This is a genomic window from Marinobacter albus, assembly GCF_030238305.1.
Lineage (GTDB): Bacteria > Pseudomonadota > Gammaproteobacteria > Pseudomonadales > Oleiphilaceae > Marinobacter > Marinobacter albus.
Map to the genome: position 1 here is coordinate 389,123 of NZ_JASSQD010000002.1, position 13,661 is coordinate 402,783.

Here is a 13,661-nt window from a genome sequence, read left to right on the forward strand (position 1 = left end):
TATGCGTTTTTCAGAGATCTATGAGCGGGCCCTGAACCTGAAGGGTGGCGAGCCGGCCATGCGGGCGCTGCTGCCGCGTGTTCCGGAGGCTGGTGAATTGGCGGCCAGACCCGACGACCGATACCTGTCCGAACTCACACGGTGTGTGTTCAAGGCCGGCTTTGTCTGGCGCGTTATCGAGAACAAGTGGCCGGATTTCGAGGCCGCGTTCGACGGTTTTGTGCCTCTGTACTGGCAACAGGTGTCGCCCGATGTGCTGGAGGATCTGGCCCGGGACGAACGCATTGTTCGGAACATGCAGAAGATCCGGACGGTACCGGAGAACGCCCGGATGATTGTCGATACGGCGCGAGAATACGGCAGTTTCGGGCAGTTTCTCGAGCAGTGGCCGAGAGACGATCAGGCCGGTTTGCTGCTCTGGCTCAAGCGCAATGGTGCCCGGCTGGGGGGCAACAGCGCTCAGTATTTCCTGCGCCGGGTAGGATGGGACGGCTTCATCCTGTCATCGGACGTGGTGACCGCCCTGCGCCGGGCCGACCTGCTGGACGCCTCGCCGGGCAGCAAGAAAGCGCTGATGCAGGCTCAGGCCGCCTTTAACGACTGGCACGAGGAAACCGGACTGCCCTACTGTCATCTGTCCCGGATACTCTCCTTTACCGTCGACAGCTGAGCACCGGTAGCATCTACAGGAACATCAGCAGCACCAGTTCGCACAGCACGACGCTGGCGCCCAGGGTGTCGCCGGTGTAGCCGCCCAGTTGATTGCGGATGTAGTTTCCCCAGCACATCGCCACGAGAATAACCGCGGCAAGGGCGCCGGTGATGGCTGCCGGAACCCAGGTCGCGGCGATCAGGGCAATGCCCAGTGTAAACGCGGCGGCAAGTCCCAGGCGTCGAGGGGAAAAACCGTCGGCCACCGGTTTGCTCCGGCTCTTGTCCCGATCGGTCACGTAGGGCAACTGCCACATGATCAGCAGCGGCGCCAGCCGCGCTATCGCCGGCGCCACCAGAATGGCCAGCCAGATCTCGGACGCGTCCAGCAGCAGAGCCACTTTCAGTCCCAGGGACATGACCAGCGCCACTGTGCCGTAGGTGCCGATACGGCTGTCCTTCATGATGGCGAGGCGCCGCTCCACGGTATACCCGCCCCCCAGGGCATCAACACTGTCGGCCAGACCGTCCTCGTGGAAGGCACCGGTGACGAACAGGTGCAGACTGACCACCAGAATGACCGACACGGTAGGGCTGAACGCCAGCGTGAGGGCACCGTAGGTGGCGGCATAAAGGCAACCCAGCACCAGACCGACCAAGGGGAAATACAGGCTGCTCTGGTTCATCAGCCGCTGGGAATAATCAATGTGGATCATCATGGGAATTCGGGTAAGGAACCCGACGGCAAGCCAGAACGCTTGCCACTCCCGCTGCAAATGCTGTGTCGAAACGGTCACCTGGCACCTCCTGAAATGAGGAGCCATTGTAGTCGGATTGCATGGTTCTTTCCGAGCTGGACTATAATTTCACCAACAGGCGCATGGTAAAGATGCTCCGGTAGTTGGCCGTCCCATCTGAACAGCAGTCACCATTCGATCCGCAGTCAGTCTTGTAAGGGGCCAGGCGGTGGCGCCTGTCTCGTCTCGACCCCGAAACACCATTCCATATCGCGGTTCTGGCTCCTGGAACCGGGAAGAGGGGGCATCATGAACAGTAAACCAAGTTTGTTAAAGGGAACCATATTGGCGCTGGCTACCATGGTTCTGACGGTCGTCGGGCATCAGGCCCTGGCAGCAACCGCCGAGGATTTGCACCGGGATGCCCGGCAGGCATTGGAAAGGCTCTACGACACCAATGCCGTCGCCAAGTCACTGTCCAAAGACGCCAGGGCAGTCCTGGTTTTCCCGAACATCGTAAAAGCCGGGCTGGTCTTTGGCGGCAGTTATGGTGAGGGCGTGTTGATGAAAGATTCGGAGGTTGTCGATTACTACAACTCCGTGGCTGGAACCTTCGGATTCCAGGCCGGCGCCCAGTCCTATGCCTACGCCATGTTCCTGATGACCGACGAGGCCGTCAGCTACCTGGAAAAGTCAGACGGCTGGGAGGTTGGAGTCGGGCCCACGGTCGTGATGGTTGACGAAGGCGTGGCCAAGAACCTGTCGACGTCGTCACTCAAGGACGATGCCTACGCCTTTATTTTCAGCCAGCAGGGCTTGATGGCCGGGGTCAGTATTGAAGGTACGAAGATTTCCCGCATCCAGCGATAGGTCCCCGGGCGTCGGTGAGAGCCGGTTCAATCCAGCCAGGCGCCCGGGCTTGGTGTGGTGAACTGGCGCACTCTCGATGGTGGGGCACAGTCCGGAAGCCGTTGATCCGGGCCCACCAGCAGCCAATGCTCCCGATGGGCGACGCCGAGGTCCCGGGCGCCATCCAGGCTGAAACAGTCCAGGTCGAGCTTGTCTTGTACCAGGATGAAGCGATGTTCTCCCTCGCCCATCCAGCGCCAGGCGTTGCGTTCCTCGTCCCGCAGGCTGGAAAAGAAACTGAAGTGAACGAAATCGAGCTTCGAGAACAGGAGGAACTGCTCGCGAAAGTCGATCATGCCGAGTTGGGCGTCTGCCGGCACGTTCTGTTCAGCGGCTGCGAGAATGTTGCGTGGTGTACGCAGGGGGTCCAGAATCTGGTAGCCCCAGGTAGACAGCAGCAGCCAGCTCAGCATCATGGCCAGGAACAGGCGCCCCAGCGGCCGGGAACGCCACAGGCCGAGCAGGCTCGCCAGCCATACCAGTCCCACCGTGAACACCAGGCTCCCCGCCTCGTGCAACCGCGCGGGATCGCGGCTGTAGTCACTGACCTTTTCAACCAGTTTCGGGTGATCATTCCAGGCCAGGACACCCAGGGTGACCAGCGCCACCGCGATCAGCATATGCAGGCCGGTGAGTATCGGCGGAAACCACCGGGCCGGGCGGTGCGTGCTCAGTACCGGGGCCAGCGCAAGGGCGAACATGGGGAGTGCCGGCAACAGGTAAACGCCGCGCTTGCCCGGACTGATGCTGAAGAACAGGACCACCAGGGCCACCCAGGCCAGCTGCACCAGAATCACCGGACGGTGCCGGATGGCATCGGTCAGCGGCCGGAACAGCGCCAGGAAAACCAGGGGCAGTGGGAACCAGAGGGCGGGAATGACACTGGTGAGGTAGTAGTACCAGGGCTGGAGATGCCCCCAGGAATCGGCGTAGCGTTCGCCGGTCTGTTTGAACAGGATGTTGTTCCTGTAGGCTAGGGCCTCGTCCGTGCCCACGCTGTTCACATACAGCACCATGGGCACCAGCCACGCCGCCACCACGGCGAGCATGGCCAGGGGGCCCAGGGCGCAGCGCCAGGTCATGGCGCCATGGAAACGCGCCCTATCCTGGTAGTTCAGCGCCAGCAGAGGCACCAGCATCAATGCGGGCAAGAAACCCACGCCCTTGGTGATGATCCCCAGCCCCATGAACGCCCAGGCGGCGAAATACCAACCCCAGGCCGGCCCGGTAAAGAAGTGGCGGATCAGGCCATAGCAGGCAACGGTGATCCAGCAGGCCACCATGGCATCAATCTGGGCCTTCTGGGCCTGGGCCAGAAATTGTGGTGCCAGCATCATCAGCAGCACCGCAACGGCGCCGGTGCGCTGGTTCCAGAGCCGGGTTCCGAGGTCGTAGACCAATCCCAGTGTTAACAGGCTGCACAGGGCATTGGGCAGCAGGAAAGCGACTTTCAGGTTACCGGTCAGCCAGTAGAAAAACGCGATGCTCCACATGAACACCGGCGGCTTGTCGGGGTAGAACTCGCCGCCGCGCATGGGGATCAGCCATTGGCCGGACGCCACCATTTCCCGTGCGACCTCGGCAAAGCGCGGCTCATCGGCGGGCCAGGGCGAACGGAGGCCAATGCCGGTGGCAATCATGACGGCAGCAAAGGCCAGCAGCAGGAGCAATAGCCGGTTGCGGGACAGGTGGAGCAACGAGTCCGGGAGGTGTCGGAAATAGGGCGATGCGGGCATGTTCGGGTCTCAGGACTGGCTGGAGACGGGGCTGGCGAGCGCTTTTGCCCTGTGGCTGTGGTACAAAAAGGCGCCAATGGCGGAGGCAATGATAAACAGGGTTATGCTCAGCAGAAGTTCGTAATGATCGGCCTGACCGACGCCGGCGCCCGCGAGGGCAAATACGAGCATTTGGGGCAGGTAACCGAGGGTGCTGCCCGCCAGAAAGTGGGCAAAGCGAATCTCCGAACAGCCGGCGACCAGATTGGTTACCAGATTACTGCCCACCGGCAACAGCCGCACCATGAGGACCTTGAGAAGCGTCTGCTGGCGAAACAGGTCGTCGAACTGGCGCATGCGTTGGCCGAAGCGCTCGGTCAGCGACGTTCGCAGCAGCCACCGGGAAGTAAAGAAGCAGCCGGTGGCACCCAGGGCAGTCGAGAGGGTTGAGAGCAGGGTGCCATTGAGCCCGTCCAGGGCATACCCCAGAACAAACGCCAGTAACTGCCTCGGCGCCCCGACACCGGTGAATACTGCGCCCGAGAGGATGATCTCCATCAGCCCCGCCACGCCATGGCTGTGAATATAGCTGGCGACCAGGTTTTTATCCGACAGAAAGCCCAGCCAGCCCTGTTGAACCGCGACGAAGCCGGCGACGGCCAGCACGCCGAAGACCAGCCAGCGTAACCAGTTTCCCATGTCAGGAGGCCTTTGCAACGGGCGCCCGGCTTTCCGACTCGACGATGTCGGCAATGACCGGGGTCCGGGTTCGATGCAGGAGCCACATCACGCCGAACAGATCGAGAATGCCCGCCCACGCCCGATTCCAGGCCGTGTACTTGGAGGTACCTCCGCCCCGCGGGCGGTGGTTTACTTCCACCACCGCCACTTCGCCCCCCAGGCCTTTGACCAGGGCCGGAATGAAGCGGTGGCCGTGGTCGAACCAGGGCAGTTTCATGAATGTCGCCTTCGGAAACAGCTTGAGTCCGCAGCCGGTGTCGGGCACACCGTCGTGCAGAAAAGCGTTGCGGACCCGATTGGCCAGGCGTGACTGGAAGCGTTTCCAGGCGGTGTCCTTGCGGTTTTTCCGGTAGCCGGCGATGCAGAAATCGGGAACCGTGATGGCGGAGGTCTTCTGTAGCAGCGTGGGGATGTCGGACGGGTCGTTCTGGCCGTCCCCGTCCATGGTCGCAATGAGGTGGCCGCGGGCCTGCCGAACTCCGGTTGCCAGCGCTGTACTCTGGCCAACGCTCCGGTCGTGACGCACTCCCACCAGGTGGCCGTTCATCAACCGCGCGGTTCGAATGGCGGCCTCGAGGGTTTGGTCGGCACTGCCATCGTCCACCAGCACTACCTCAAAATTCGGATAGTCCCGCATCACAGCGAAGATCTCAGTCACCAGGCTGGCAATGTTTTCTTCTTCGTCCCTGGCTGGGATCACCAGTGACAATGACTTTTCCCGACTCACAGTTCACCTCCCTCGATGTTGCTCGAATCAGTTGGGGCAGGCAGGATCTGCCAGCACTCTGACGGGAATTGTCGGGAAGTAACCTTAAATAAAGCTTAAACCTTACGGCTCCATGCGGCGGGCTGGGCCGGCAGCCAGATGTGTACGCAGAGTCCGGACTGGCCGTCCGGTCGATCATCAAGGGTGAGCTGGCCGCCATGGAGCTCGGCAATGCGTCGGGCGATGGCGAGACCGAGCCCGGCACCCCCGCCCTGGCGTTGATCAAGCCGGACAAAGCGGCTCAGCGCGCGCTCCCGTTCTTCGGGCGCAATGCCCGGGCCCTGGTCGCAGACGACCACATGGTAGCCCTCCCCGGAGGCAACCAGTCGGGTCAGCACGGTTGTGTGCTCCGGGCTGTACTGGATGGCGTTGGCCAGCAGGGAACGCATCAGGGTATTAATCAGGGCACTGTTGCAGTACACCATGGCCTGGCCGTCATCGTCCTCGAGCACCGGCTCAATACCCTTTTTCAGCGCCAGTGGCGCCACATCGGCAATACTCTGTTCCACGATGGCAGACAGGTTATGGTACTGAGGGGAGAAGTCGGTTCCGGCATCCACCCGGTTGAGCAACAGCATCTGTTCGACGAGGTACACCATCCGGTCGACCGATTGGGTCAGGCCTTCAAACTGCCCCGGGGCCTTCTCACAGGCCTTCTCGAGATTCAGGCGTAGGGCCGTCAGCGGGGTGCGCAGCTCATGAGCGGCGTCAGCAGAAAACCGCCGCTCCCGTTCCAGGGCCTGGTTCAGCCGTCTGAGAAGGCCGTTCACTGCATTGACCAGCCCGGCGACTTCTTTGGGAGCCTGCCGTTCGTCAAGCGGGTGAATGCGTTCGGGAGCCATATAACGCACGGGCTGCTCCAGGCGCCGCAATGGGCGGAAGCCGACCTGAACCGCCACAATCACGGCGATCACCAGCAAGGGCAGGGCCAGCAACAGCGGCAGGACGTTACCCAGGGCCAGTTCTTCGCTCAGTTCCTCGCGCACGTCCTCGCGCTGGGCCGTACGAATCCAGAAACCCGTGGCCGGATCCCGGAGGGTGAATGTTCGCCACAGGAAGCCGCTGACCTCGGTCCAGGCGAATCCCGGCTGCAGTTCCAGTTTGTCATCGGCCCGCAGTGTGTTGAGCAGGGGATCCTGCTCCGGCGACCAGACTTCAAAGGCGATTTTTTTCTCATACTTGTGGCCGGAGCCGTCCGGCAGGATTTCATCTTCCTCAGATTCAGAGAGCGCGCTTTCGGGCAGCTTGAGGGTTTTGGACAGTATGGTGGCCAGCTGTTCCCGGGACTGGGTGTCGGACAGATGCTGGACCAGCCCCTGCACGATACGGGTGCTCTGGGCCAGCTCGGCGTCGAACAGCTCTTCCAGCTGATGGTTGCTGACATAGAAGCCCCAGCTTGCGGTAATCAGCGTGATCAGCAGGACCATGGTGGCGACCATAACGGTCAGGGTGCGGGTCAAGCTCATTCCTGGGCTCCGGAAGCGGCGGCCTGACTGTCGAGCAGGTAGCCGACCCCCCTTACGGTTCGGATGGTGGCCTTGCCGACCCGGCGCCGGAGATGGTGGACGTGTACTTCCAGGGCGTTGCTTTCCACCCCATGCTCCCAGCCATAGAGCTGGTCCTCAAGCCGCCGGCGGGTGGCGACCTGATCCGGATGGCGCATCAGGTAATGCAGTATCTGGAACTCACTGCGGGGCAGGCTGAACTGTTCCCCGTCGACCGTCAGCTGGCTGGCGTCCGTATCCAGCATCAGCCGGCCGATCACCAGTCCGTTGTGCGATGTCGTAGCACCGCGCCGGGTCACGGCCCGGATTCGGGCCTTGAGTTCGGCCATGGCAAAGGGTTTGGTGAGATAGTCATCGGCGCCGGAGTCGAGGCCCTGCAGCTTTTCCCCGAGTTCGGTACGGGCGGTCAGTATGATCACGGGGGTCTGAACGCCCTGCTGTCGAACGCGCCGTACGATGTCTAGGCCATCCACCCGGGGCAGGGTCAGATCCAGAATAACCAGGTCAAACTGCTCATTCGAGAGAGCGTTCAGCGCCTGCAGGCCGTCATCGAGCCAGTCAACCGTGTTCTGGTCGTCCCGCAGCATGTCGAGCATGGTATTGGCGAGTGGGTGATCGTCTTCTACAAGCAGTATTCGCATGGTGGCCCCGACCTGGAAAACGATACAAGTCTGGCACAAAAACCTTAAGGCCGGCTTAAGAAAACTCGCGGCAACGGTTAAGCCTGGATTAAGGCTGCCTCCCTAATCTGACCTTCAGTTTGCACTGCCTTCTATCAGGCCTTGCCAGTCACTTACTGGAGACCGCTTATGTCAGATCCACTCATGATGTCCGCTTGTTGCCCACCGGATTCCGACGAGGTGGAACCCGTCATCCGATGTGCCGGCCGCTGGCTGTGCCGAGTTGACGCAGACACCCGAACGGCGGCAGAGGTCGGCCAGTTTATCCGGCGTCGGTTTCTGCTGGCCTATGGTGCCCAGCCGAGCCTGCGTATTCCCGACCTGTTGGTGTTGACCACCGCCCACGGCTCACTGTTGGCGGCGGTAGGTGTGCGTAACGCCGCGAGTGAGTCCCTGTTTCTGGAAGATTACCTCGGTGAACCGGTTGAAAACCGCATGCCGGAGCCCGGTCCCGGTCGCCAGGCGATTGCCGAGATTGCCCACCTTGCCGGCGTTGAAGCCGGTGTCAGCCGTTACCTGTTTGCCAGCCTGGCGGTGTGGCTGGATGGCGCTGGCTATCAGTGGGTGGTGTGCACGGGCACCGACCAGTTGCGGAACAGTTTCCGCCGGCTCGGGATCGATACCCACGTTCTGGCCGACGCCGATCCGGCCCGGCTTGCCGACGGTGGTGCCGGTTGGGGCCGCTACTACGACCATCACCCGGTAGTCATGGCGGTGAGCGTCGCCGAAAGTCTGGCGGCGCTGAAGGCCGCCGGTCTGCTCAAGGTCACGTTTCCGGTAAACGGCAATGACGCGGAAAGAGGAAACCAGTATGGCTGCATTGCCTGACATGCTGGCGGCCCAGGTGGGCCGTACACCCGAGCGGACCGCCCTGAAATCACCGGCAGGAGAAATGACGTTTCGCGATCTGTACGCCGCCGCTGCCGGGCTCGCTGCAAGGCTTGAAGCGCGGGGCGTGGCCTCGGTCGGTCTGACCGGTGACAACACCTCGGCCTGGGTGCTGGCCGATCTGGCCTGCCTGATGGCCGGCGTTGTTTGCGTCCCGGTGCCCGGATTTTTCTCCCGTAGCCAGACCGATCATCTGATCGCTCGGGCCGGCCTTGATGGTCTTTTGTGGGCGGAACCGGGGCCGGGCCGCGACGAGCTGGGGCAGGGGGTCTGGCTGGAAAGCCTGCCGGTGACCGCGGCTGCTGTGCGGGTGCCCGCGGGTACCGCCAAGATCACCTTTACCTCTGGCAGTACCGGTACGCCCAAAGGCGTGTGCCTCTCTGCCGATCAGATGGCGGCTACCGCCGAGGCCCTGCGCGAGCGCCTTGGCGGTCTCGAGCTGCGCCATCACCTGTGTATTTTGCCCCTGGCCACGCTGCTGGAAAACATTGCCGGCGTTTACCTGCCCCTGCTGATGGGCGCCACGGTCGAGCTGGCCCCGCTGGGGACCCTCGGAATGACCGGAAGCAGCGGCGTTGACGGAGCCAGGCTGATGGCGGGCCTGAACCGGATCCGACCGCATTCGGTCATCCTCGTACCGGAGCTGGCGAGCCTGCTCGTCGACGCTGCCGAGCGGGGGCATCTTGAACCTGGCCGATTCCGTTTTCTTGCGGTGGGCGGTGGCCGGGTGTCTCCGGATCTTCTCGCCCGTGGCCGCCGTGCGGGCCTGCCTCTGTTCGAGGGCTATGGCCTGTCGGAGTGCGGCTCGGTGGTGGCCCTGAACGTACCGGGTCAGGATCGGCCGGGCACCGTGGGCCAGCCACTGGCCCACGTTCGGGTTGCGCTGGATGACGATCGGCAAATCCGTGTTCACGGCAACACTCACCTGGGCTATCTCGGGGATCCGCTGCGGGCGGACGAGAGCCTGGGCACCGGCGATCTGGGGCGGCTGGATAGCGACGGCTTTCTCCGGGTCGATGGCCGATCCAAGAACTTATTGATCACCAGCTTCGGACGCAACGTCAGCCCGGAATGGCTGGAAAGCGAATTGGTGCAGGCGGTTGGCGCCCGCCAGGCGGTCGTGTTTGGGGATGGTGAGCCGCATCTGCGTGCCCTGATCACCGTCACCCAGGACCAGTCGCCGGCACGGATCGCCGATGCATTGAGCGCACTGAACGATCGCCTGCCCGATTACGCGCGACTGGCGACTGTTTACGTGCGCGAGCAGTTGCTCTGCCAGGCCGAGGGCCACATTACCGCAAACGGGCGGCCAGTCCGGTCCCGGATTCAAACCGATCTGACGGCGTTGCTGGCCGACGCCACCCACATTGATATGACGTTTTCACTGATGAACCCGCCAGGAGGATTTCACATGGCATTTTTTGACCGACTGCAGCAGGAAACCGAAGACGCCCGCAAACACGTCACCGAGGCCCCGGTGATCCGGGCCATCCAGGAGGACCGCTTCGATCTGGAGAGCTACATCTGGTTCCTGACCCAGGCCTACCACCACGTCAAACACACGGTGCCGCTGATGATGGCCTGCGGCGGGCGCCTGCCGGAACGGCTGGAATTCGTGCGCAAGGCTCTGGTGGAGTACATCGAAGAGGAGTACGGCCATCACGAATGGATCCTGGACGATCTCGAAGCCTGTGGCGCCGACAGGGAAAGCATCCGTCAGGGTAAGCCGGACACCTCGATCGAACTGATGGTGGCCTACCTGTACGACCAGATCGATCGCGGCAACCCGGCGGCCTTCTTCGGCATGGTGCAGGTGCTTGAGGGGACCTCCATTGAGCTGGCGACGCCGCTGGGTGAGCAGATCCAGAAGCAACTGGGCCTGCCGGATGAGGCCTTCAGCTATCTGTATTCCCACGGTGCGCTGGACCAGGAACACTTCGAGTTTTTCCGAAAGCTGATGAACGAGATCACCGATGCAGATGACCAGCAGGCCATTATCGAGTCGGCCCGGATGGTCTATCGGTTATACGGCGACATGCTGCACAGCATCCCCGTGCAGACCGGTCGCAAGGAGTCGCAACATGAGGCTGCATGATCGGGTGTTCCTGTTGCTCGGCGGGACTGGCGGCATTGGCAAGGCCCTGGTTGAGCCCCTGATTCGCGCCGGTGCCAAGGTGATCGTGGCGTCCCGCCAACCGGAGGGACTGGCCAGACTCAGCGGGGTGTCGGCGGTGCACCTGGACCTGGCGGCGCCGGACCTGGAGCATCAGCTTGTTCGGCTGAGCGAGGCCTATCCGGATATCGACGGCGTTATTCACTGCGCAGGCCAGAACTACTTCGCCAGTCTGGGGGAATTGCCGGTCACGGCCATTGACGATCAACTGATGGTCAACCTCCGCAGTGCCATGCTGGTCGCCCGGCACTTTGCCCCGCGTTTCGAGGCCGCCGGTTACGGCGCGCTGGTCTTTGTCGGTTCCACCTTCGGCAGCATCGGCTTTCCCGGATACACCGCCTACTGTGCCACCAAGTTCGGTGTGCGCGGGTTTTCCGAGGCCCTGCGCCGGGAACTCGCGGATACCCCCGTGCAGGTGGTCTACGTGGCGCCAAGGGCCACCGCCACGGCCATGAATCCGGAGGCGGTAAACGAGCTCAATCACGCTCTCGGCAACAAGATGGACGCGCCCGAAGCGGTGGCTGCCCAGATCCTCAAGGCCATGGAAAACGACGACCTTCGCCGCTTTCTGGGCTGGCCGGAAAAGTTGTTCGTCGTGATCAACGGAATCCTGCCGCGCATTGTGGACAAGGCCATGTTGAAACAGTTGCCGGTCATCCGGCGTTTTCTCAATTCGGAGGTGTTGTCATGAGGGCGATCATTTTCCTGTTGGCCGGGCTGCTTGCTGTGCCGGCCCTGGCGGCTGACCTGAACGCGGAGCTCGCCGACATCCAGCAGCGCTGGGCCGAAATCCAGTACCAGGTGCCCGAGGATCAGAAAGAAAAAGCCTTTGAGGCCCTGGCCGACACCGCCGAGGCATTTGTCGCCCGGTATCCGGGGCACGCGGAACCGCTGATCTGGCAGGGCATTGTCCTGAGTACCTACGCCGGGGCCAAGGGCGGGCTGGGAGCACTCGGGCTGGTCAAGGATGCCAAGGAATCCCTTGAAGCCGCCCTGGCCATTGATCCCCGGTCGCTGGAGGGCTCGGCCTACACCTCGCTTGGCAGTCTCTATTACCAGGTGCCGGGCTGGCCCCTGGGTTTCGGTGACGACGACAAGGCCCGGAAATACCTGGAGAAAGCCCTGGCGATCAATCCCGACGGCATTGATCCCAACTTTTTTTACGGCGACTTCCTGAGGGAGCAGGACCAGCCGGAGCAGGCCCGTCGCTACCTGGAAAAAGTGCTGGAAGCGCCGTCCCGGCCCGGGCGTGAACTGGCGGATACCGGCCGACGGGACGAGGCCAGGCAGCTCCTGCAGACGCTCTGAGGCCGGGCGGCTACTCGCTGCACCCGTCACCGTGGACTACACTTGGGGCAAAGAGGGCGGGAGGCCCTCGACCAGGAAAAGTGCGTGTCATGGCGACCAACAAGGCTTCACCGTCGACAAAAGCCCCATCCGCAGATTTCTTTTACAAGTTGGCGTCGGCGGTCCCGGGCATTCTCTTTTCCTACTGGCTCAGCGCCGACAAAAGCGCCCATTGCTACCCCTACGTCAGTGAACAGATCCGGGAACGCTTCGGGTTAGACCCCGAGGCTTTGAAACAGAACGCGGATGCCGTGCTCGCGATTGTCCACCCCGATGATGCCGGCGGCCTCCAGGACAGCATCTTCGAGTCGGCCCGTACGCTGGAGCCCTGGCAATACCGGGCCCGCCTGCGTCTGCAGGATGGCAGCTATCAATGGTACGAAGCCCATTCCAGGCCAGAGCGCCAGGCTGATGGCAGCACGCTCTGGTACGGCCAGTTCCACAACATCCAGCACTACAAGGAACTGGAACAGGAGCTTCGTGACAGCGAAGCCGAGTACTCGTTCCAGGCTGGATTCCAGAAGCTGGTTGCGCGCCTGTCGGCCCAGTTCATCAATGTCGGATTTGGCACGATAGACGACTGCATTTCTGAACTGCTTGAAAGTGTTGGTGTTTTCTTCACCGCGGACCGGACCTACCTCTACGCCTTCAACGACGATCACACCTCCGCAACCAAGACCCACCAGTGGTGCCGTGACGGGGTGAGGTCCGTGATCGACGAAGACCAGTCGGTGCCCCTGGATGACCAGGATGAGTGGGGGCAGAAGCTGCTTGAGATGGTTGACGAAAACGAAGTGGTGTTCATTGAAGCCACGAGTGAGGCGGCATCCGTATTCTGCGTGCCGGTTAGGGTTCAGGGCCAGGTGGTTGGTTTCATGGGGCTGGATTCGCTGGCCCCGCGGAAATGGCGCGAAGACCAGTCCGACCTGCTGATCATCGTTTCCGGTCTGCTGTCCGGCGCCCTCGAACGGCATATCCTGGAAGAAAAACTGCTGAGCCAGTCCATCCGCGACCCCATGACCGGCCTGCACAACCGGCGGTATCTGATGCCGAGGCTCAATGAGCTGGTCGAGCGGGCCGAGCGCTACGACGAGAATTTCACCGTTGCCATGCTCGATATTGACCATTTCAAGCAGATCAACGATTCCATTGGCCACCTCGGTGGCGACTATACCCTGCGACGGTTTGCGGACATCCTGATTGATCTGGTGCGGTCGACGGATGTGGTCGCCCGTTTCGGCGGTGAGGAATTCATGGTGGTGTTTCCCGATACCGAGCAGGCCACCGTGCACCAGACGATCAGCCGAATTCTCGATGCGGTGCGGCACGGCCGGTTCGTGTTCGAGGGGCGTGAGATCCCGCTAACGGTAAGCGCCGGTTTGGCGTCGGTACGGGAACGGGACGACAGCATGATCTCTGTGGACACCGTGATTGGGCGCGCCGATCATCGGTTGTATCTGGCCAAGCAGGCCGGCCGCGATTGTGCCGTCGACATATCAGGAGTCCTTCGTATATAAAAAATCAGCATTTCACCCCATATTACTTAATA

General features: G+C 62.1%; 13 protein-coding genes. 7 read left to right on the top strand and 6 right to left on the bottom strand.

The genetic code is table 11. The annotated features are described in order from the left end of the window. Position 1: 1 nt before the first annotated feature. Positions 2-670 carry a DNA-3-methyladenine glycosylase I gene (locus tag QQF73_RS13295; protein ID WP_218636364.1) on the top strand — a complete coding sequence of 223 codons (669 nt, stop codon included), beginning with the start codon at positions 2-4 and terminating at the stop codon, positions 668-670. 13 nt (positions 671-683) lie between these two features. Here QQF73_RS13295 and cobS read toward each other — a convergent pair whose 3' ends face one another. Continuing rightward, on the bottom strand, positions 684-1,448 hold the full coding sequence (gene cobS / locus QQF73_RS13300) for an adenosylcobinamide-GDP ribazoletransferase (RefSeq protein WP_285368515.1): 765 nt from the start codon (positions 1,446-1,448) through the stop codon (positions 684-686). Between the two features lie 249 nt (positions 1,449-1,697). Between cobS and QQF73_RS13305 the strand changes: the two genes are divergently transcribed. Beyond that, positions 1,698-2,258, top strand: a complete 561-nt coding sequence (locus QQF73_RS13305; protein ID WP_285368516.1) for a lipid-binding SYLF domain-containing protein — start codon at positions 1,698-1,700, stop codon at positions 2,256-2,258. 26 nt (positions 2,259-2,284) lie between these two features. Here the strand turns inward: QQF73_RS13305 and QQF73_RS13310 are convergent, their stop codons facing one another. From QQF73_RS13310 to QQF73_RS13330, 5 genes are all read right to left on the bottom strand, one after another. Continuing rightward, positions 2,285-4,033 (bottom strand): ArnT family glycosyltransferase, encoded by a 1,749-nt coding sequence (locus QQF73_RS13310; protein WP_285368517.1) that lies wholly within the window; start codon positions 4,031-4,033, stop codon positions 2,285-2,287. Between the two features lie 9 nt (positions 4,034-4,042). After that, entirely contained in the window at positions 4,043-4,711 is a 669-nt protein-coding gene (locus tag QQF73_RS13315; RefSeq protein WP_285368519.1) for a TVP38/TMEM64 family protein, read from the bottom strand. A gap of 1 nt (position 4,712) precedes the next feature. Next, entirely contained in the window at positions 4,713-5,480 is a 768-nt protein-coding gene (locus tag QQF73_RS13320; RefSeq protein ID WP_218636369.1) for a glycosyltransferase family 2 protein, read from the bottom strand. Between the two features lie 95 nt (positions 5,481-5,575). After that, positions 5,576-6,985 (bottom strand): ATP-binding protein, encoded by a 1,410-nt coding sequence (locus QQF73_RS13325; RefSeq protein ID WP_218636370.1) that lies wholly within the window; start codon positions 6,983-6,985, stop codon positions 5,576-5,578. After that, complete coding sequence (locus QQF73_RS13330; RefSeq protein ID WP_219867726.1) at positions 6,982-7,665, bottom strand: response regulator transcription factor; 684 nt, start codon at positions 7,663-7,665, stop codon at positions 6,982-6,984. Before QQF73_RS13330 ends, QQF73_RS13325 begins: the two co-directional genes overlap by 4 nt. A gap of 168 nt (positions 7,666-7,833) precedes the next feature. Here QQF73_RS13330 and QQF73_RS13335 point away from each other — a divergent pair, with 168 nt between their 5' ends. The 5 genes from QQF73_RS13335 to QQF73_RS13355 all read left to right on the top strand — a co-directional run bounded on the left by QQF73_RS13335 (position 7,834) and on the right by QQF73_RS13355 (position 13,629). Further along, positions 7,834-8,532, top strand: a complete 699-nt coding sequence (locus tag QQF73_RS13335; protein ID WP_219867727.1) for a thermostable hemolysin — start codon at positions 7,834-7,836, stop codon at positions 8,530-8,532. Then, positions 8,516-10,687, top strand: coding sequence for an AMP-binding protein (locus QQF73_RS13340; RefSeq protein ID WP_285368524.1), 2,172 nt, complete (start codon positions 8,516-8,518; stop codon positions 10,685-10,687). The genes QQF73_RS13335 and QQF73_RS13340 overlap by 17 nt, the downstream gene beginning before the upstream one ends. Continuing rightward, the gene (locus tag QQF73_RS13345; protein WP_218636374.1) at positions 10,674-11,456 is read left to right on the top strand and encodes an SDR family oxidoreductase; all 783 of its coding nucleotides are present in this window, start codon (positions 10,674-10,676) and stop codon (positions 11,454-11,456) included. The genes QQF73_RS13340 and QQF73_RS13345 overlap by 14 nt, the downstream gene beginning before the upstream one ends. After that, a complete protein-coding gene (locus QQF73_RS13350; RefSeq protein WP_285368526.1) occupies positions 11,453-12,073 on the top strand; it encodes a tetratricopeptide repeat protein in 621 nt (206 codons plus the stop codon). The genes QQF73_RS13345 and QQF73_RS13350 overlap by 4 nt, the downstream gene beginning before the upstream one ends. 89 nt (positions 12,074-12,162) lie before the next feature. Further along, complete coding sequence (locus tag QQF73_RS13355; protein WP_219867730.1) at positions 12,163-13,629, top strand: diguanylate cyclase; 1,467 nt, start codon at positions 12,163-12,165, stop codon at positions 13,627-13,629. Positions 13,630-13,661 lie beyond the last annotated feature (32 nt).

What these genes read in the sequence shown, in the direction of transcription:
- QQF73_RS13325 (WP_218636370.1), bottom strand. Translation starts at nt 6,985, where the DNA reads ATGAGCTTGACCCGCACCCTGACCGTTATGGTCGCCACCATGGTCCTG.
- QQF73_RS13340 (WP_285368524.1), top strand. Translation starts at nt 8,516, where the DNA reads ATGGCTGCATTGCCTGACATGCTGGCGGCCCAGGTGGGCCGTACACCC.
- QQF73_RS13310 (WP_285368517.1), bottom strand. Translation starts at nt 4,033, where the DNA reads ATGCCCGCATCGCCCTATTTCCGACACCTCCCGGACTCGTTGCTCCAC.
- QQF73_RS13335 (WP_219867727.1), top strand. Translation starts at nt 7,834, where the DNA reads ATGTCAGATCCACTCATGATGTCCGCTTGTTGCCCACCGGATTCCGAC.
- QQF73_RS13350 (WP_285368526.1), top strand. Translation starts at nt 11,453, where the DNA reads ATGAGGGCGATCATTTTCCTGTTGGCCGGGCTGCTTGCTGTGCCGGCC.
- QQF73_RS13305 (WP_285368516.1), top strand. Translation starts at nt 1,698, where the DNA reads ATGAACAGTAAACCAAGTTTGTTAAAGGGAACCATATTGGCGCTGGCT.
- QQF73_RS13315 (WP_285368519.1), bottom strand. Translation starts at nt 4,711, where the DNA reads ATGGGAAACTGGTTACGCTGGCTGGTCTTCGGCGTGCTGGCCGTCGCC.
- QQF73_RS13345 (WP_218636374.1), top strand. Translation starts at nt 10,674, where the DNA reads ATGAGGCTGCATGATCGGGTGTTCCTGTTGCTCGGCGGGACTGGCGGC.
- QQF73_RS13355 (WP_219867730.1), top strand. Translation starts at nt 12,163, where the DNA reads ATGGCGACCAACAAGGCTTCACCGTCGACAAAAGCCCCATCCGCAGAT.
- QQF73_RS13330 (WP_219867726.1), bottom strand. Translation starts at nt 7,665, where the DNA reads ATGCGAATACTGCTTGTAGAAGACGATCACCCACTCGCCAATACCATG.
- QQF73_RS13295 (WP_218636364.1), top strand. Translation starts at nt 2, where the DNA reads ATGCGTTTTTCAGAGATCTATGAGCGGGCCCTGAACCTGAAGGGTGGC.